General features: G+C 68.6%; 14 protein-coding genes and 1 pseudogene. 10 read left to right on the top strand and 5 right to left on the bottom strand.

What is annotated here, in order from left to right:
- Position 1 precedes the first annotated feature (1 nt).
- The 4 genes from QOL82_RS23890 to QOL82_RS23875 all read left to right on the top strand — a co-directional run bounded on the left by QOL82_RS23890 (position 2) and on the right by QOL82_RS23875 (position 6,458).
- Positions 2-3,193: an efflux RND transporter permease subunit gene (locus QOL82_RS23890; protein ID WP_283444817.1), complete on the top strand. Its 3,192-nt coding sequence runs from the start codon at positions 2-4 to the stop codon at positions 3,191-3,193.
- Positions 3,194-3,207: 14 nt separating this feature from the next.
- Entirely contained in the window at positions 3,208-4,761 is a 1,554-nt protein-coding gene (locus QOL82_RS23885; protein ID WP_283444816.1) for an efflux transporter outer membrane subunit, read from the top strand.
- A 347-nt stretch (positions 4,762-5,108) separates the two neighbouring features.
- A complete protein-coding gene (locus QOL82_RS23880; RefSeq protein ID WP_283444815.1) occupies positions 5,109-6,056 on the top strand; it encodes a PhzF family phenazine biosynthesis protein in 948 nt (315 codons plus the stop codon).
- 18 nt (positions 6,057-6,074) lie between these two features.
- A complete protein-coding gene (locus QOL82_RS23875) occupies positions 6,075-6,458 on the top strand; it encodes a RidA family protein (protein WP_283444814.1) in 384 nt (127 codons plus the stop codon).
- Here the strand turns inward: QOL82_RS23875 and QOL82_RS23870 are convergent.
- Positions 6,455-6,787 (bottom strand): nucleotide pyrophosphohydrolase, encoded by a 333-nt coding sequence (locus tag QOL82_RS23870; protein ID WP_283444813.1) that lies wholly within the window; start codon positions 6,785-6,787, stop codon positions 6,455-6,457. The genes QOL82_RS23875 and QOL82_RS23870 overlap by 4 nt on opposite strands.
- 294 nt (positions 6,788-7,081) lie before the next feature.
- Between QOL82_RS23870 and QOL82_RS23865 the strand changes: the two genes are divergently transcribed.
- From QOL82_RS23865 to QOL82_RS23850, 4 genes are all read left to right on the top strand, one after another.
- On the top strand, positions 7,082-8,617 hold the full coding sequence (locus QOL82_RS23865) for an amidase (protein ID WP_283444812.1): 1,536 nt from the start codon (positions 7,082-7,084) through the stop codon (positions 8,615-8,617).
- A 69-nt stretch (positions 8,618-8,686) separates the two neighbouring features.
- Complete coding sequence (locus tag QOL82_RS23860) at positions 8,687-9,667, top strand: Bug family tripartite tricarboxylate transporter substrate binding protein (RefSeq protein WP_283444811.1); 981 nt, start codon at positions 8,687-8,689, stop codon at positions 9,665-9,667.
- A gap of 35 nt (positions 9,668-9,702) precedes the next feature.
- Positions 9,703-10,881 carry an NAD(P)/FAD-dependent oxidoreductase gene (locus QOL82_RS23855; RefSeq protein WP_283444810.1) on the top strand — a complete coding sequence of 393 codons (1,179 nt, stop codon included), beginning with the start codon at positions 9,703-9,705 and terminating at the stop codon, positions 10,879-10,881.
- Between the two features lie 76 nt (positions 10,882-10,957).
- Positions 10,958-11,329 (top strand): RidA family protein, encoded by a 372-nt coding sequence (locus QOL82_RS23850; protein WP_283444809.1) that lies wholly within the window; start codon positions 10,958-10,960, stop codon positions 11,327-11,329.
- On the opposite strand, the gene dsdA is transcribed toward QOL82_RS23850, so the two are convergent.
- Positions 11,326-12,693, bottom strand: coding sequence for a D-serine ammonia-lyase (dsdA, locus tag QOL82_RS23845; RefSeq protein WP_283444808.1), 1,368 nt, complete (start codon positions 12,691-12,693; stop codon positions 11,326-11,328). The genes QOL82_RS23850 and dsdA overlap by 4 nt on opposite strands.
- A 132-nt stretch (positions 12,694-12,825) precedes the next feature.
- Between dsdA and QOL82_RS23840 the strand changes: the two genes are divergently transcribed.
- Positions 12,826-13,743 (top strand): LysR family transcriptional regulator, encoded by a 918-nt coding sequence (locus QOL82_RS23840; protein WP_283444807.1) that lies wholly within the window; start codon positions 12,826-12,828, stop codon positions 13,741-13,743.
- A 28-nt stretch (positions 13,744-13,771) separates the two neighbouring features.
- On the opposite strand, the gene QOL82_RS23835 is transcribed toward QOL82_RS23840, so the two are convergent.
- From QOL82_RS23835 to QOL82_RS23825, 3 genes are all read right to left on the bottom strand, one after another.
- Positions 13,772-14,557 carry a 2-keto-4-pentenoate hydratase gene (locus tag QOL82_RS23835; RefSeq protein WP_283444806.1) on the bottom strand — a complete coding sequence of 262 codons (786 nt, stop codon included), beginning with the start codon at positions 14,555-14,557 and terminating at the stop codon, positions 13,772-13,774.
- 85 nt (positions 14,558-14,642) lie between these two features.
- A complete protein-coding gene (locus tag QOL82_RS23830) occupies positions 14,643-15,710 on the bottom strand; it encodes a cyanophycinase (protein WP_283444805.1) in 1,068 nt (355 codons plus the stop codon).
- Between the two features lie 197 nt (positions 15,711-15,907).
- Positions 15,908-16,324, bottom strand: coding sequence for a substrate-binding domain-containing protein (locus QOL82_RS23825; RefSeq protein ID WP_283444804.1), 417 nt, complete (start codon positions 16,322-16,324; stop codon positions 15,908-15,910).
- A gap of 4 nt (positions 16,325-16,328) precedes the next feature.
- Between QOL82_RS23825 and QOL82_RS23820 the strand changes: the two are divergent.
- Positions 16,329-16,447 (top strand): annotated as a pseudogene (locus QOL82_RS23820) (tripartite tricarboxylate transporter permease); the annotation flags it as partial.

Genomic DNA, 16,447 nt, shown 5'->3' with positions numbered 1-16,447 from the left:
CATGAACTTCTCCCGTTTCTTTGTCGATAAGCCCATCTTCGCGGCCGTGCTGTCGGTGATCGTGTTCGTCGCCGGCCTGATCGCCATCTTCAAGCTCCCGATCTCCGAATACCCGGATGTCGTGCCGCCGTCGGTCGTCGTGCGCGCCCAGTATCCGGGCGCGAATCCGAAGGTGATCGCCGAGACGGTCGCCGCGCCGCTCGAGGAGCAGATCAACGGCGTCGAGAACATGCTCTACATGTCCTCGCAGAACACCTCCGACGGCGCATTGCAGCTGACCGTGACCTTCGCCATCGGCACCAATGTCGAGCAGGCCGAGACCGCGGTCCAGAACCGGGTCCAGCGGGCGCTGCCGCGGCTGCCGGAAGAGGTGCGCCAGATCGGCGTGACCACTGTCAAGAGCTCGCCCAACCTGACCATGGTGGTCCACCTGAATTCGCCGGACGGCCGCTATGACGACCTCTACCTGCGCAACTACGCGGTGCTCAACATCAAGGACCAGCTGGCGCGGCTGCACGGCATGGGCGAGGTGCAGCTGTTCGGCTCGGGCGACTATGCGATGCGCGTCTGGCTCGACCCGCAGAAAGTGGCGGCGCGCGGCCTGACCGCCGGCGACGTGGTCGACGCCATCCGCGAGCAGAACGTGCAGGTGGCCGCCGGCGTGATCGGCCAGGGGCCGAGCCGGGGCGCGGAGTTCCAGCTGACGGTGAACACCCAGGGCCGGCTGCAGAGCGTGGAGCAGTTCGGCGACATCGTGGTCAAGACCAATGCCGGCGGCGCAACCACGCTGCTGAAAGACGTGGCGCGCCTGGAGATGGGCTCGAACTCGTACGCGCTGCGCTCGCTGCTGAACAACCGCTCGGCGGTGGCGATCCCGATCTTCGAGGCGCCGAACGCGAATGCGCTGCAGCTGTCGACCGACGTGCGCGCCACGATGGAGCGGCTGTCGAAGGATTTCCCGCAGGGCGTCGAATACAGCATCGTCTACGACCCGACCCAGTTCGTGCGCGAGTCGATCAATTCCGTCATCCACACGCTGCTGGAAGCGGTGATCCTGGTCGCGCTGGTCGTGATCGTGTTCCTGCAGACCTGGCGCGCTTCCATCATCCCGCTGCTGGCCGTGCCGGTGTCGATCGTCGGCACCTTCGCCGTCATGCTCGGCTTCGGCTTCTCGATCAACACGCTGTCGCTGTTCGGCCTTGTGCTGGCGATCGGCATCGTCGTCGACGACGCGATCGTGGTGGTGGAAAACGTCGAGCGCAACATCGAGAACGGCCTGTCGCCGCGCGACGCCACGATCCAGGCGATGAAGGAAGTCTCCGGCCCGATCATCGCCATCGCGCTGGTGCTGTGCGCGGTGTTCGTGCCGATTGCATTCGTGTCCGGCCTGATCGGGCAGTTCTACCGCCAGTTTGCGCTCACCATCGCGATCTCGACCGTGATCTCGGCGCTGGTGTCGCTGACGCTGGCGCCGGCGCTGTCGGCCGTGCTGCTGCGCGGCCACGGCGCGCCGAAGGATGCGCTGAGCCGCGGCATGGAAAAGGTGTTCGGCCGCTTCTTCGCCGGCTTCAACCGTTTCTTCGGCCGCTCGGCGCACCGCTACGAAGGCGGCGTCCGGGGCGTGCTGCGGCACAAGGGCGCGTCGCTGGTGGTCTATGCGATGCTGGGCGTGGCCGGCCTGTTCATGTTCAAGGCCGTGCCGCCGGGCTTCGTGCCGCAGCAGGACAAGCAGTACCTGATCGGTTTCGCGCAGCTGCCGGACGCGGCCTCGCTGGATCGCACCGATGCGGTGATCCGCAGGATGTCCGACATCGCCAAGGACATCCCGGGCGTCGAGAACTCGATCTCCTTCCCGGGCCTGTCGATCAACGGCTTCACCAATGCGCCGAACGCCGGCATCGTATTCGTCGGCCTCCAGCCGTTCGAGGCGCGCCGGGACAAGTCGATGTCGGCCGAGGCCATCGCCGCAGAGATCAACAAGCGCATGGGCGCGGTGCAGGACGCGTTCGTGATGGTGCTGCCGCCGCCGCCGGTCAACGGGCTGGGCACCACCGGCGGCTTCAAGCTGATGATCGAGGACCGCGGCAACGTCGGTTATGACGCGCTGTACAAGGCGGTGCAGGCGGTGCAGGCGAAGGCCTGGCAGAACCCGAAGCTGGCCGGCGTGTTCTCGGGCTACCAGATCAATGTGCCGCAGCTGTTCGCCGACGTCGACCGGGTGAAGGCAAAGCAGCTGGGCGTGCCGCTGCAGACCATCTACCAGACCCTGCAGATCAACCTGGGCTCGCTGTACGTGAACGACTTCAACCAGTTCGGCCGGACCTACCAGGTGCGGGTACAGGCCGACGCCCAGTTCCGCTCGCAGCCCGAGCAGATGACGCAGCTGAAGGTGCGCAGCAGCAAGGGCGAGATGATCCCGCTGTCGTCGCTGATGCAGGTCAGGGACACCCATGGCCCGGACCGCGTCCAGCGCTACAACAACTACGTGTCGGCGGACCTGAACGGCGGCGCCGCGCCCGGCGTGTCCTCGGGACAGGCGCAGGCCGAGATGGAGAAGATCCTGGAAGAGACGCTGCCCAAGGGGATCGCCTACGAGTGGACCGACCTGACCTACCAGGACATTTTGGCCGGCAACACCATGGTGATCGTGTTCCCGCTGTGCGTGCTGCTGGTGTTCCTGGTGCTGGCCGCGCAGTACGAGAGCTGGACCCTGCCGCTGGCGGTGATCCTGATCGTGCCGATGTCCATCCTGTGCGCGCTGATCGGCGTGAAGCTGACCGGCGGCGACAACAACATCTTTACCCAGATCGCGCTGTTCGTGCTGGTCGGGCTGGCGTCGAAGAATGCGATCCTGATCGTGGAATTTGCGCGCGAGCTCGAAGACCACGGCCGCAGCATCGTCGAGGCCGCGCTGGAAGCCTGCCGCCTGCGGCTGCGGCCCATCCTGATGACATCGATCGCTTTCATCATGGGCGTGCTGCCGCTGGTGTTCTCGAGCGGGGCTGGCGCCGAGATGCGCCACGCGATGGGCGTGGCCGTGTTCGCCGGCATGCTGGGCGTGACCTTCTTCGGGCTGTTCCTGACGCCGGTGTTCTACGTGCTGCTGCGCACGCTCGCCAGGCGCATGGGCAAGCCGGCTGCCGCACCCGAACCGGCGGCGCATGGCGCCGAACTGGAAGGAGCCGCGAAATGAATAACAGGAAAACGATGCAAGCAAATCCGACCCCCACCTTTCCCGCACTGCCTGCCATTGCGAAGGCGACCGCGCCCTTCCGGCCGGCATTTGCGGCCCTGCTTGGCGCACTGCTGCTCAGCGCCTGCGCCGCCCCGGATTTCCGGCAGCCGGCGGTCGCGGTGCCGGCGGCATTCAAGGAGCCGCAGCAGGCGCCGGCCGGCGACGTGCGCAATGCGCCCGACGGCACGACATGGAAAGCGGCGCAGGCGGCGGAAAGCCAGCCGCGCGGCGAATGGTGGCGCGCCTTCAACGACGCCCGGCTCGACAGCCTGATCGCGCAGGCGACGGCGAACAACCAGAACCTGGCGGTGGCGGCGGCGCGGGTGAGGCAGGCGCGGGCCATCGCCGGCATCGCCGAGAGCGAGCGCGTGCCGCGGGTCGACGCCGGCGCCGGCGCGCAGCGCGCCCGGCCGGCGCCGCCCGAAGTGAACCAGCCGGCGGGAACCTCGATCCCCGCCGTCACCAGCTACCGCGCCAGCCTGAGCGCAAGCTACGAGGTCGACCTGTTCGGCCGGGTTTCCGGCAGCGTGGCGGCGGCGCGCAGCGACGCCGGCGCCGTCGAGGCGACCTACCGCTCGGTGCTGCTGTCGCTGCAGGCCGACGTTGCGCAGACCTACTTCCGGCTGCGCGCGCTCGATGCCGAACTGGCCACCGTCGCACGGACCGTGGGGCTGCGCGAGGAGAACGTGCGCATCAACGGCCGCCGCTTCGAACTCGGCGACATCGGCGAATTCGACCTGGCGCGCGCCCGCACCGAGCTGTCGACGGTGCGCGCCGACGCGATCGGCCTGCAGCGCCAGCGCAGCAACGCCGAACATGCGCTGGCCGTGCTGCTGGGCGAGCCGGCGTCGAACTTCGGCGCGGCCACCGATCCGCTGGAAGCGACGGCGGCGCTGCCGCTGATCCCGCCCGGCCTGCCGTCCGCGCTGCTGGAGCGCCGGCCCGACGTCGCCAGCGCCCAGCGCGCGATGGAAGCGGCGAATGCGCGCATCGGCGTCGCACGCTCGGCCATGTTCCCGGCCCTGACCATCGGCGCCGACGCGGGCGGCGTGGCCGGCACCGTGGCCGACGTGTTCAAGTGGAGCAGCCGCTCCTGGCTGCTGGGCGCGGCGCTGTCGATGCCGCTGATCGACGGCGGCCGCAACCGCAACAACATCGTGCGCAGCGAGGCCGCGCTGGAGGAGGCGGTGGGCAGCTACCGCCAGAGCGTGCTGGCCGCCTTTGCCGACGTCGAGGACCAGCTTGCCGGCCTGCGCATCCTGGCGCAGCAGGGCGCGGAACTGGACCAGGCGCTGGCCTCGGCGCGCCGCTCGGCCGACCTGGCGCGGAAGCTGTACGACGCCGGCCGTTCCGGCTACCTCGAGCTGCTGGACGCCCAGCGCAACCTGGCGGCGGTGGAGCGCAGCGCGGTGCAGCTGCGCGGCGACCGGGCGCTCACGACCGTGGCCCTGATCCGCGCGCTGGGCGGCGGCTGGGAGGCGCAGCCGGCTGCCGGCGTCGTCAAGGCCAGCCTGGCGGCGCGGTGATTTTTACCGGGCCGGCGATAGCAGATTCGAGCCGGCGGTTTGCCCTACCGTGGCGGGCGTCATCCCGTGCCGCTTCATCAGCATGCGCGACAGACAGGAGCCTGGACTCCAGCCGACTTGGCTTGCGATCGCGAGCACCGTAACGGCGGATAGCTCACCGCGCGTCGCCACGTTCGAATCGAAGGGGCTGGCGAATTTCAGACCCGCGCTCTGGTACGGGATAATGGGTCCCGCGGCGCTTCCGCCGAAAGCGGCGGCGCGCTGGGCAAGGCAATACCAGGCAAGGTGGCGGCAGGCGACGCGGCCGCCTGGGGCGATATTGCGAAATCCGTCGATGCGAGGGCTGAATGACACCAGATCTAACAGGCTTGCCGGCCGACCCCCAGGTCGTCCGTGTGTTCTGCGCGCCGACAGGCGAGGCCGGCGGCAACCCCGCGCCCATCGTGCTGCAGGCGCACGGCATGTCGGGCGAGGACATGCGGCGCGTCGCCGAGCGCTTCGGTCACGAGGCCGGCTTCGTGTTGCCGGGTTCCGGCGACGACCATGACGTCGGCATGCGCTATTTCGTCCCCAGCCATGAGATGGAAATGTGCGGGCATGCGACTGTGGGCGCGCTGTGGCTGCTGAGGGAGCAGGGCGGCTGGGACGGCAGCCCGATCCGCATCCGCACCCCGAGCGGCGTGATCGCCGCCCGGTTCCGTGACGGGCTCGTGCAGATTTCCCAGCCGGGCGCCACGCTGGCCATACTCGATGAGCCGCAGGTCCTGTCCATTGCCGCGGTGCTGCGCGTCCCGCCGGAAGCGATCGTCAGGCCGGTCATCAATGCGTCGACGAGCCGGGTCAAGACGCTGGTGCGGATGCGCACGATCGCGGAACTGCGATCGCTGCAGCCGCGGTTCAACGACATGGAGAAGGTATGCGGCGACCTCGGATCGACCGGGCTTTATCCATTCGCGCCGGTCGACGCCGCTGCCCTTGTGTTCGAGGCCAGGCAGTTTCCGAAGTCGTCCGGCTACCCGGAGGATGCGGCAACCGGCATCGCGGCCACCGCGCTGGCCTTCGGCTTGCGCAGTCTCGGCCTGGCGTCGGCCGGCGCGGAGCTTGTCACCGTGCGCCAGGGCGTGTCGATGGGATTCCCTTCCGAGATACGGGTGCAGCTTCCCGGGGTCGACGACCCGGCTGGGGCATGCTGGCTGAGCGGCCGCGTCGAGCACGAGGCTGCCGCCAGCAGGACAGGTAGCGCCGCATTGGCCGGCGCCGCCGCGTCCGGGCCTGATGCGAGGCTGGCGCAATGAATACAGTCCGGTTCGGACGTGGCGCTGCCGTCCGGCCTGTACAGCGCATTCACCCGGGCCGACCGCCTGCTGTTCTCCAGCGGCGTCGTGGCCCGCGCACACGGCCATGTCCTGGCCGGCGACATCGCGGAGGACGACATTGCATCGGGCCGGAAGGCTGCCCGGCTGGCCGCAGGCAGGATACTCCTGAACCTGCAGGCCGGGCTGGGCTCCCTGCAGCATGTCGAAAAGGTCGTCTCGCTGACAGGCCACCTGCGCACCTCGCCGGCGTTCGGTACGCAGGCCGGGCGCGCCGCGACTCCTGACGCCAGGAGCGACCGGGAGCGGGTCGGCGCAGATGATGAACGTGTCGCAAGTCACCGCCGGCGCGGGACACAGCCGTCTCCGCGCACCATCGGCTAGGCGTTGGGCGGATACTTTCTGGCATTGGACAGGAGTTTTTCCTGGACCGCCGCGTCGAGGTCTAGCCGCAGCACGCTGGCCAGGCGGACCAGGTACATGGTCACATCGGCCATTTCTTCCCTGATGCGCTGCGCGGTCTCCGGGTTTCGCATTGCATCGGCGGCTTCCGCCTCGGTCATCCACTGGAAGATTTCCGCCAGTTCGCCGACCTCGCCCACCAGCGCCATCAGCAGGTTCCTGGGCGCGTAATACTGCTCCCAGTCGCGGTCGCGGGCGAACTGCAGCAGCTTGTCTTCCAGTCCTTGCGTGACCAGCAGTTTTGTCGTCATGAACATCCGTTCTCCAGTAAGGTCCGAATTGCGTCGCGTTGCGCCGTGTTCCGGCCGGGACGCCCTGCCCGCGCCGCGGCCGCCGGCCAGCTTACACCCGTTGTTGGCGGCTGAGCCAGGCGGTGCGCGCCGCGCGCATGTCGCTCCAGCTTTGCCGATTCGGCAACGCAGCACTCTAAACAATATGCTGGTGGCAAGGTGGCGGCGCGCCTATATTGGACGCATCCGCTGCCGGCACGGCCCGCGCAGCGCCTGCACCGGGCCGGCGACACCGCAATTTTTCCGAGGGAGTGTATGAGCGAGCACCATCTGACAAGCAAGAGCGCAACCGAGCTGCGGCGCCTGATCGGCAGCAAGGCGATCTCGCCGGTAGAGCTGCTGGAGGCCTGCATCGGCCGGATCGAGGAATTCAATCCGCGCATCAATGCGGTGACCGCCACCTGCTTCGAGCGCGCCAGGAAGGAAGCGGCGGCGGCGGAAGCGGCAGTGCTGGCAGGCCAGGCGCTTGGCCCCTTGCACGGGCTGCCTGTCGGCATCAAGGACCTCGAGGAAACCGAGGGGCTGCTGACGACCTACGGCTCCGCGATCTATCGGAACAATGTGCCGGCCCAGGACAACAGGCTGGTCGCCCGGCTGCGCTCGGCCGGCGCCATCGTGGTCGGCAAGACCAACGTGCCGGAGATGGGCGCCGGCGCGAACACGCGCAACACGGTTTGGGGCGCGACCGGCAATCCGTTCAATCCGGCATTGAATGCCGGCGGCTCGTCCGGCGGGTCGGCGGCCGCGCTCGCCGTGGACATGCTGCCGCTATGCAGCGGCTCCGACACCGGCGGTTCGCTGCGTATTCCCGCCGCGAAGTGCGGCGTCTATGGATTCAGGCCGTCGCCCGGCCTGGTGCCCAGCCAGCGCAAGCTGCTGGGCTGGACGCCGATTTCCGTGGTCGGCCCGATGGGACGCTCGATGGAAGACATCGTGCTGCAGCTCGGCGCCACGGTCGGCCTGGACATGTCCGACCCGCTCAGCTACCCGGTCTGCGCCGCGGACTTCGGCATGCTTGGGCAAGCGGACCTGTCGACGCTGCGCGTGGGTTACACCGAGGACTTCGGCGTGTGCGAGGTGGATGACGGCATCCGTAGGGTGTTCAGGGAAAAGATCGAGGCGATGCGTCCGTTCTTCAGGGAATGCGAACCGATCAGCTTCGACGCCGGCGAGGCGCACCGCTGTTTCGACGTGATACGGGCCGAGAGTTTCGTCGCCGGCTTCGAGGCGGCGTATCGTCGCGACCCGCAGTCGTTGGGCCCGAACACGCGGGGCAATTACGAACTCGGCGCGGCGATGAAGCTGGCCGATACGGCCTGGGCGCATGCGGAGCAGACGCGCTTCTTCCGCCGCTTCCAGGCCCTGTACGAGCAATACGACCTGATCCTGTCGCCGACGACGCCCGTCTCGCCCTTTGCCTGGAGCGAGCTGTACCTGAAGGAAGTCAATGGCGTCCCGCTGGAAAATTACTACCGCTGGCTGGCGCTGACCTATGTCGTCACGCTGGCCACCAATCCCGCGCTGACGATGCCATGCGGCGTGGACCACAAGGGCATGCCATTCGGGCTGCAGGTGGTCGGCAGTTTCCGCGGCGACGCCCGCCTGCTGGCCTGCGCGGGCGCGCTCGAACGGGCCTTTGCCGCGCAGCCGGCGCTGGCGCGGCCGCTGCCCGACCTCGAACGGCTCAGGACGAGCCGGGTCGACCTGACATCGATCGCGGTCGATGCGCCGGAGCGCGGCGCGGCCGCTGCTTCGCCGCCGGCAGCATCCGGCAGCGCGCCGGCCGTCTGACCGGACTGCCCGCGTTTCGGCCCGCGCCTGCCGCACCGTCTTTCAAACCTTCCCCGTTGGAGCATCGTGATGAAGACCCGATCTGACCGCCTGACCCGTATTGCCATCCTCTGCGTCGCGGCCGCCAGCTGCGCAGGCGCTTTCGCGCAGGACTATCCCAGCAAGCCCCTGACCCTGGTCGTGCCGTTTCCGCCCGGCGGCGCGACCGACACCATCGGGCGGCAGATCGGCAAGACGCTGGGCGAACGCCTGGGACAGACGGTGATCATCGAGAACAAGCCCGGCGCCGGCACCATGGTAGGCGCCGGCGCGGTGGCCAGGGCCGCGCCGGACGGCTACACCCTGCTCATCAGTTCGGGCACCACCTTCACCGTCAATCCGGCGATCTATCCGAAGGTGCCTTACGACACCGTGAAGAGCTTCGAGCCGATCGGCCTGATCGGCAGGAGCCCGATGGTCATACTGGCCAATGCGGCGGTGCCGATCAACAATTTCAAGGAACTTGTCGCTGCCGCCAGGGCCGAGCCCGAAAAATATGCGTACGGCTCCTACGGCAACGGCACGACCGCGCATTTCGCCGGCGAGATGGTCCAGCAGGCCGCCGGCATCAAGCTGCGCCATCTGCCCTACAAGGGAAGCGCGCCGGCGATGAACGACCTCATGGGCGGGCATATCTCGTTCACGGTGGACACGCTGACCGCCGCCCTGCCGCAGCTGAAGTCGGGAAAGGTCAAGGCCATCGCCGTGACCACCGCGCAGCGCTCGAGCATGGCGCCGGATATTCCCAGCGTCGCCGAAAGCGGTTATGCAGGCGTCAATGCCGACACCTGGATCGCCATCGTCGCGCCGCGCGGCCTGCCGCCCGCGGTGAAGATTAGGCTGGTCAAGGCGCTGGCCGATTCCGTCGCCAGCGAGGAAACCCGCAGCAAGCTGTTCGCCATCGGCACCGAGCCGACCTATGGCTCGCCCGATGAGCTCGCCAGGCTGATCGCCACCGAGATGCCGGCGATGAAGGAGATCGCGCAGCGCGCCGCGATCAAGCTTGACTAGCCCGGCCGGCCCGTCAAGGGCCTGCTTCGTGATGCATGCATCGCCCAGGAGACCCAGTGGAATTCGACTTCATCATTATCGGCGCCGGCATTGCCGGCGCTTCGCTCGCCTATGAACTGGCGCCCCATGCCAGGGTGGCCGTGCTGGAACAGGAGTCCCAGCCCGGCTACCACTCCACCGGGCGCTCGGCCGCGCTGTTCAGCGAGACCTACGGCACGCCAACCACCCGCGCCCTGACCTGCGCCAGCCGTGCCTTCCTGTCCGGTCCGCCGCCGGGCTTCGCCGGGAATCCGATCCTGACCGGGCGCGGCGTGATGCATGTGGCCATGCGCGGCCAGGAACGGGAACTGGCGGACAGCATGGCGCTTGCCCGCCAGACCTCGGTCGGCGCGCGCCAGCTGGATGCATCGGAAACGATCGCGCGCTGCCCGGTGCTCCGCCGCGAGGCCGTGATCGGCGCGGTGTATGAGCACGATGCGATGGACATCGACGTCCATGCGTTGCACAACGGCTATCTGAAGGGCATGCGCGCCCGGGGTGGCAAGCTGTTCAACGACGCCCGCCTGGCGTCGGCGGAGTACGCCGCGGGCAAGTGGACCGTCACGCTCGACGACGGCCGCACCGTGGCCGGCGGCAGCCTGGTCAATGCGGCCGGCGCCTGGGCCGACCTGGTCGCCGCGCGCTGCGGCGTGCCGCCCATCGGCCTGCAGCCAAGACGGCGCACCGCCTTCACCTTCGATCCGCCCGCCGGCATGGACACTGCCGGATGGCCCATGGTGATCGGCATCGACGAATCGTATTACTTCAAACCCGACGCCGGCCAGCTGCTCGGTTCGCCGGCCAATGCCGATCCGGTCGATCCGCATGACGTGCAGGCCGAGGAAATCGATGTGGCGACCGGCATCTTCCATATCGAGGAAGCGTCGACCCTGCAGATACGCCGGCCCCGGCATGTATGGGCCGGATTGCGGTCCTTCGTCGGCGACGGCGACCTGGTGGTGGGCCAGGACGAGGCCGCACCGCATTTCTTCTGGGTGGCTGCACAGGGCGGCTACGGCATCCAGAGCGCACCGGCCGTGGCGCGGCTGGCGGCAGCGTCGCTGCTGGGACAGCCGTTTCCCGAAGACCTGGCCGCTTTCGCAGTGCGCAGCGCTGCGCTGTCGCCGCAGCGGCTGCGACGGCCGCTGCCGGCCGAATCGACGGCCTGCGCCTGACGGCAGGCTTGCCGCAGCGCCTTCCGACGGCGCAGCCCGCGCCGCGACTTTCTCCATCATTCGACCGAGGATCACCATGCCCGGCATCAAGCGCCATCCAGGCACATTGCCCTTTCCGTTTTCCCGCGCCGTGCAGGCCGGTGACATGCTGTTCCTGTCCGGCCAGATACCGCTGGACCGTGACGGCACGGTCGTCACCGGCGATATCACGGTCCAGGCGCAGGCCGTCATGGAGCGCATCGCCGAGACGCTGCAGGCGGCCGGCGCCGGCTTCGACGACGTCGTCAGGGTGACGGTCTGGCTGGCCGACATCGGCGACCTCGCGCCATTCAACGCGGTCTACCGGCGCTTCTTTCCCGACGGCTTGCCGGCGCGCTCCGCGGTGCAGGCCAGGCTTGCATTCGATGTCGCGGTCGAGGTGGAAATGCAGGCGTGGACGGGCGGCTAGGCGGCCGGTCGACCAGAAGCCTGGCCGCCCGGCCGCGCATCCAGGCCGGCGCCGCGCTCCAGGAAATTGCGGTACTCGGCGTCCGGCACGAACAGGCCGCCGGTGGTCCACGCGATATGGGTGGCCGCATTCATCACCGGCAGCAGGCCGTGCCGCTCCAGGTAGGCCCGGCCGGCGGCGGTTTGGCCCAGCATGGCCGGCCCTGAAAAGCCGGCCGCGGCCGACGGCTCGATCTGCAGCCCGGCATGCCGGCGGGCCAGGTAGAGATGCCGGAACAGCGTGTCATCGCCGACGGTGTATACGCCGGACAGGTCGTCGCCGATGGTGTCGGCCGCCAGGTCCGATGCCCGCGGCACGGCCAGGCCGTCCGCCTCGGTCTGGTTGCTCAGCCCGATGTCGTACACCGATGGCGCCGCCCCGCGCCGGTCCAGCATGCGCAGCAGGAAGCAGGGCGACTGGGTCGGCTCGGCAAAGAAGCAGTGGACATGCGGCCCGTAGAGCTGCTTGAGTCCGAAGGTGATGCCGCCGGGCGCGCCGCCGACGCCGCAGGGCAGGTAGACGAACAGCGGGTGCTGCGCGTCGACGCGGATGCCATGCGCCGCGAGCTGCCGGGCCAGGTTGGGCGCGGCGGCGCTGTAGCCGAGAAACAGCGACAGCGAACGCTCGTCGTCGATGAAATGGATGGTCGGGTCCTGCGCCGCCTGCGCGCGGCCGGCCGCCACTGCTTGCTCGTAATCGCCGGCATGCTCGACCACGCTGACGCCGCGCGCGCGCAGCCTTTCCTTCTTCCATGCCTTGGCGTCGGCCGACATGTGAACCGTGGCCCGGAAGCCCAGCGCCGAGGCCATCACGCCGATGGACAGGCCAAGGTTGCCGGTCGAGCCGACCGCCACCTCATAGCGGCCGAAGCAGGCCCTGGCGGCGGGGCTGGCCAGCACGCGGTAGTCGTCGTCGGGCCGCAGCAGGCCATGGTCAAAGGCGAGCCGCTCGGCGAACTCCAGCACTTCGTGGATGCCGCCGCGTGCCTTGATCGAGCCGGCCACGGGCAGGCCGTGGTCCGCCTTGACCCACAGCGCGCCGAAAACTTCCGGCAGGCCGAGCGCCGCGCCCAGTTCCGCAACCGGCAGCAGCGGCGATTCGATGCGGCCGGCGGACGGCTGCAATTCCGGGAACAGGTCCGACAGCAGGGGCGCAAACCGGACAAGGCGCGCTTCGGCCGCCAGCATGTCGGATCGGCCCGGCCCTGCCCCGGGCGCTACCGTCCGCGCCCGGGGCAGGGCCGGATTGGCCCACAGGATGGGATGGCCCAGCGCGAGCTGCTGCAGGCATTGCGTCTGGTCGTCGTCGGTGCGGGCGTCGGTCATGAACTTCCTTGTGCTGCGGCCTGGAAAGGGGCTGCCATCGCACCGATGGTAAGGGTCCGCCTGCGATCCCACCAGCATATTGTTTCGAATGTTCATTTGCCGAATCGGCATGGCTTGGGCAGAATGCCCCGCATGGCCAATACACGCGTCCTGCAGGAAACCGCCGTCCGCTACTTCCTCGAAGTCGTGCGCTGCGGATCGATCACCAAGGCATCGGAAAAGCTCAACGTGGCCTCGTCGGCGGTGAGCCGGCAGATCGCCAGGCTGGAGGAGGAACTCGGCACGCCGCTGTTCGACCGGCATGCGCGCGGCACGGTGCCCAATGCGGCCGGCGAATTGCTCGCCGCGTATGCGCTGCGCATGCAGCTCGAAACCGAGCGCATCGGCAACGAGCTGCTGGCCCTGAAGGGCCTGCGCCGGGGCGACGTGAAAATCGCCTGCAACAGCGGCTTCGCCGTGCATTTCGTGCCCACGCTCGTGGAGTCCTTCAGGCGGCAGCATCCAGGCATCCATTTCGGCCTGTCAGTCGGGCCGAGTTCCGAAGTGGTCAACCGGCTGCTCGGCGGGGAAGCCGATATCGGGCTGCTGTTCACGCTCAGCGCGACCCGGGGCGTCAAGGTGCATCATGCGCAGCGGGCGCCGATCTACGCGGTCATGAAGCCGTCGCATCCGCTTGCCGCGTCGAACCAGGTGACCCTGTCCGATGTCGCCGCCTATCCGCTGGCGATGTCGGCCAGGAAGATCGCGATGCGCCAGCTCATCGACGCCTGCTGCGCCCGCAAGCAGCTGGTGATCGATCCGGTCTTCACCAGCGATTCGCTGGAAGCGACCATCAGCTTCGTGCTGGCCGAAGGCGGCATCGCCTTTTCCGCCGAGCTGCCGGTGCGGCACCTGCTCGCGGAAGGCCGGCTCAGGGCCATTCCGCTGCGCGAGCGCGACCTCAGTTCCTTCCAGCTGGAAGTGCAGACCCTGGCGGGCCGCATCCTGCCGCGCGCGGTGCAATCCTTTCTCGACAGCCTGATCGCCGCCATCCCCGGGCCGCCGGCCTGAGCGCCGGCGCGGAATGCCGCCGCGCGCCTCAGCCGATGCGCACGCTGGCCGTGCCGAGGCTGCCGAAATCCACGGTGACCAGGTCGCCGGGCGCGATCTCGAAAGGCGTAACGCAGGTGCCGGTGGTGACCATCTGGCCCTGCTTCAGGGTGATGCCCAGGCCGGACAGTTCATTGGCAAGCCAGGCCAGCGCAACGCGCGGGTCGCCCAGCACGTTTGCGCCCGAGCCTTCCCGCTCGAACTTGCCCTCGACGCGCGCCCGCACGCGGTGCGCGATCAGGTCCATGGATCGCCAGTCGTCGCTGCATGCCGCGCCGGCCACGAAGTAATGGGCGCAGGCATTGTCGGCAATGAGCTGGGCAGCGCCGACGCGCGTGAAGTCCTCGTAGCGCGAATCGGGGATCTCGATGGCCGGATGCAGCGTCGCCACCGCGGCCAGCACCTCGTCGACGGTGTAGGCGTCAGCGCGCGGCGGCAGGTCGCGTCCCATGCGGAAGGCGAACTCCGCTTCGGCGACGCCCATGTGATTCGGACCGGCCGGCGCCATGCCGCCGTCGGGAATCACGCGCTCGGCGAGTATGCGCCCGGCGATCGGTCCGTCGACATTGATGTGCGCCTGGCCGGCGCCGCTGGTGGCGGCGATCTTCCAGCCGTGGAGCGGGCTGCCGGAATGCGCTTCGAGGCAGGCCTGCACCGCATAGCCTTCCTCGCGGCTGTGCGGCCTGACACCGGCGGGCAACTCCTGGATCAGGCTGCCCCGCATCCAGTGTTGTTGGAGAAGCGCCGATGCGGCCTGTGCTGAACGATGGTCCATGTTTTCTGCCTTGATCAGGTGGATGAGCGCGGGACCGGGCATGCCGCGCTAACGGAAATGGCGCCGCAGCGCCGGTGACTGCATGTCATTGGCTGCGCTCGCCGGCGTCATGGGGATCGAGCATGCCATTGACCACCGATACCGAATACTGGTTCAGCTGCGCGTCCTTGCCGGCCCAGCGCTGCATGTCGAATCGGCCGCTTTCCAGGCGCTGTATCCGAATGCCGCGGTGCGTGAGCGGAAGCCTGGGCTGCAGCACTTCCGGCGCCGTGCTGGTCTCCAGGAAATACACCGGGCCGCCGCCCACGCGCTCCGCCCAGCCGTCTTCGACCAGCAGCGCAGCGCCGCTGCCCACGCCGATGCCGCGCACGGTATCCGTGCGGCCTTCACTGACCAGGCGGGACATGAAGGTAATCAGGCGGCCCATCCGGTCGCGAGTGTCGAAATGGCTGTCGGTGATCACGTTGCGCAGTGCGGGCAGGGCCAGGAAATCATGGCTCAGCGTAATCGCCTGGTCGAACGGGTCCGCCATCGCGGCGGCCGAGCGGATCGCCCCGCGCTCGGCGGTGAACGCATATTCGCCGAGGATGGCCAGGCCCGCGCTGAAGCCGGCGACGGGCACGTTATGGTCCGCCAGTTCATGGATGGCCCGATCGAGCGGCGTATCTTTCCAGTACCGCACGTAGTCGCCCTGGTTGCCGCCGGCGATGAACAGCGCGTCGGCCTGGCGCACCCGGCTCAGCACGAACGGATGGCTGGCGGCTTCCCGGCTCGGGATGACCAGGGTCTCGACGGAAGACAGCCCGCCCAGCGCATACAGGTAATCGTTATAGGCATCGTTTCCGGCGGCGCGCAGCACCACGAAATTGCCGCCGCCGCTCCGCTCTATCATCCAGCGAAACGCATCCGGCACCGACCTGCCGCCGCCCATCAGCACCAGCGACGGAAGGGACATGCGGAGAGGGACCACATCGGCCGGGTCGCCGACCAGAAAGTGCTGGAACGGCAGCGCCGGCTCCTCGGCCGCCTGCGCGGCGGCAGGCCCTGCCGCTGCCAGCGCAAGCGTGAGCGCGGCAAGCAGGCGGCCGTGTCGCGCCGTGATGATGGAAAGGAAGGCGGCGAATGCCATTCCCGGTAGCTCTGCCCATGCCATGTCTGTCCCTTCGAAACCGGATGCGGCGCGGTCCCGGCCGCGCTGTCGGATTGAGTCCGCCATGGTGCCATTGATTGCCGGCGTTTGCCTGGCTTCCGGTCGCGCCCGCAGCGTATCGATGAGCCTGGACAAGCTGCAGTCCGCGACCAGGCGCCGCATGCGCCATGCCTGGCCCGGCTTCGCCCGAACGGCGCGGCCTATGCGCTGACCCGCTCGATCAGCCTGAAACCGACATCCTTGACCTTGCCGGCGACTTTACGGTCTTCGATCCGGTCGATCAGCATCGACGCGGCCAGGGTGCCGATCAGCGTGCCGTCGATGCGCATGGTCGACAGCGGCGGGTCGGTGTGCGCCGCAAAATTGAGGTCGCCGTAGCCGAGGATGCGCAATTGGCCCGGCACCGCGATCCCTCTCGCCCGCGCCTCGATCAGCGCGTGCATCGTGTCGGCAAATGCCTGGCTGCGCGTGCGCGCCCGGCGGTCGGTTGGCGTGATGACGGCGGCATGGCGCGCCCCGCGGCCATGCATGAAGCGCGCCGCCTCCTCGCCGACCTTGCGGTGCGAGAAGCCGACGAGCATGTCGATCGGGGCGTCGGTCAGGTCCCAGGCCTCCACGACGGGGGGCGCAATGACGATCCACAATATCCAGCCGGGCCCGCAGGTCATGACCAGCAACCCGACGCTGTTCTGGGGCCTGATCGTGTCGATGTGGCTGGGCAATGCGATGCTGGTGATCCT

The sequence above is a fragment of the Noviherbaspirillum suwonense genome, from assembly GCF_900182955.1.
Classification (GTDB): domain Bacteria; phylum Pseudomonadota; class Gammaproteobacteria; order Burkholderiales; family Burkholderiaceae_D; genus Noviherbaspirillum_A; species Noviherbaspirillum_A suwonense.
This window is presented reverse-complemented; position numbering and strand designations above follow the sequence as displayed.

What these genes read in the sequence shown, in the direction of transcription:
- QOL82_RS23850 (WP_283444809.1), top strand. Translation starts at nt 10,958, where the DNA reads ATGCCCGGCATCAAGCGCCATCCAGGCACATTGCCCTTTCCGTTTTCC.
- dsdA (WP_283444808.1), bottom strand. Translation starts at nt 12,693, where the DNA reads ATGACCGACGCCCGCACCGACGACGACCAGACGCAATGCCTGCAGCAG.
- QOL82_RS23865 (WP_283444812.1), top strand. Translation starts at nt 7,082, where the DNA reads ATGAGCGAGCACCATCTGACAAGCAAGAGCGCAACCGAGCTGCGGCGC.
- QOL82_RS23855 (WP_283444810.1), top strand. Translation starts at nt 9,703, where the DNA reads ATGCATCGCCCAGGAGACCCAGTGGAATTCGACTTCATCATTATCGGC.
- QOL82_RS23860 (WP_283444811.1), top strand. Translation starts at nt 8,687, where the DNA reads ATGAAGACCCGATCTGACCGCCTGACCCGTATTGCCATCCTCTGCGTC.
- QOL82_RS23885 (WP_283444816.1), top strand. Translation starts at nt 3,208, where the DNA reads ATGCAAGCAAATCCGACCCCCACCTTTCCCGCACTGCCTGCCATTGCG.
- QOL82_RS23870 (WP_283444813.1), bottom strand. Translation starts at nt 6,787, where the DNA reads ATGACGACAAAACTGCTGGTCACGCAAGGACTGGAAGACAAGCTGCTG.
- QOL82_RS23880 (WP_283444815.1), top strand. Translation starts at nt 5,109, where the DNA reads ATGACACCAGATCTAACAGGCTTGCCGGCCGACCCCCAGGTCGTCCGT.
- QOL82_RS23830 (WP_283444805.1), bottom strand. Translation starts at nt 15,710, where the DNA reads ATGGCATGGGCAGAGCTACCGGGAATGGCATTCGCCGCCTTCCTTTCC.
- QOL82_RS23835 (WP_283444806.1), bottom strand. Translation starts at nt 14,557, where the DNA reads ATGGACCATCGTTCAGCACAGGCCGCATCGGCGCTTCTCCAACAACAC.
- QOL82_RS23840 (WP_283444807.1), top strand. Translation starts at nt 12,826, where the DNA reads ATGGCCAATACACGCGTCCTGCAGGAAACCGCCGTCCGCTACTTCCTC.
- QOL82_RS23890 (WP_283444817.1), top strand. Translation starts at nt 2, where the DNA reads ATGAACTTCTCCCGTTTCTTTGTCGATAAGCCCATCTTCGCGGCCGTG.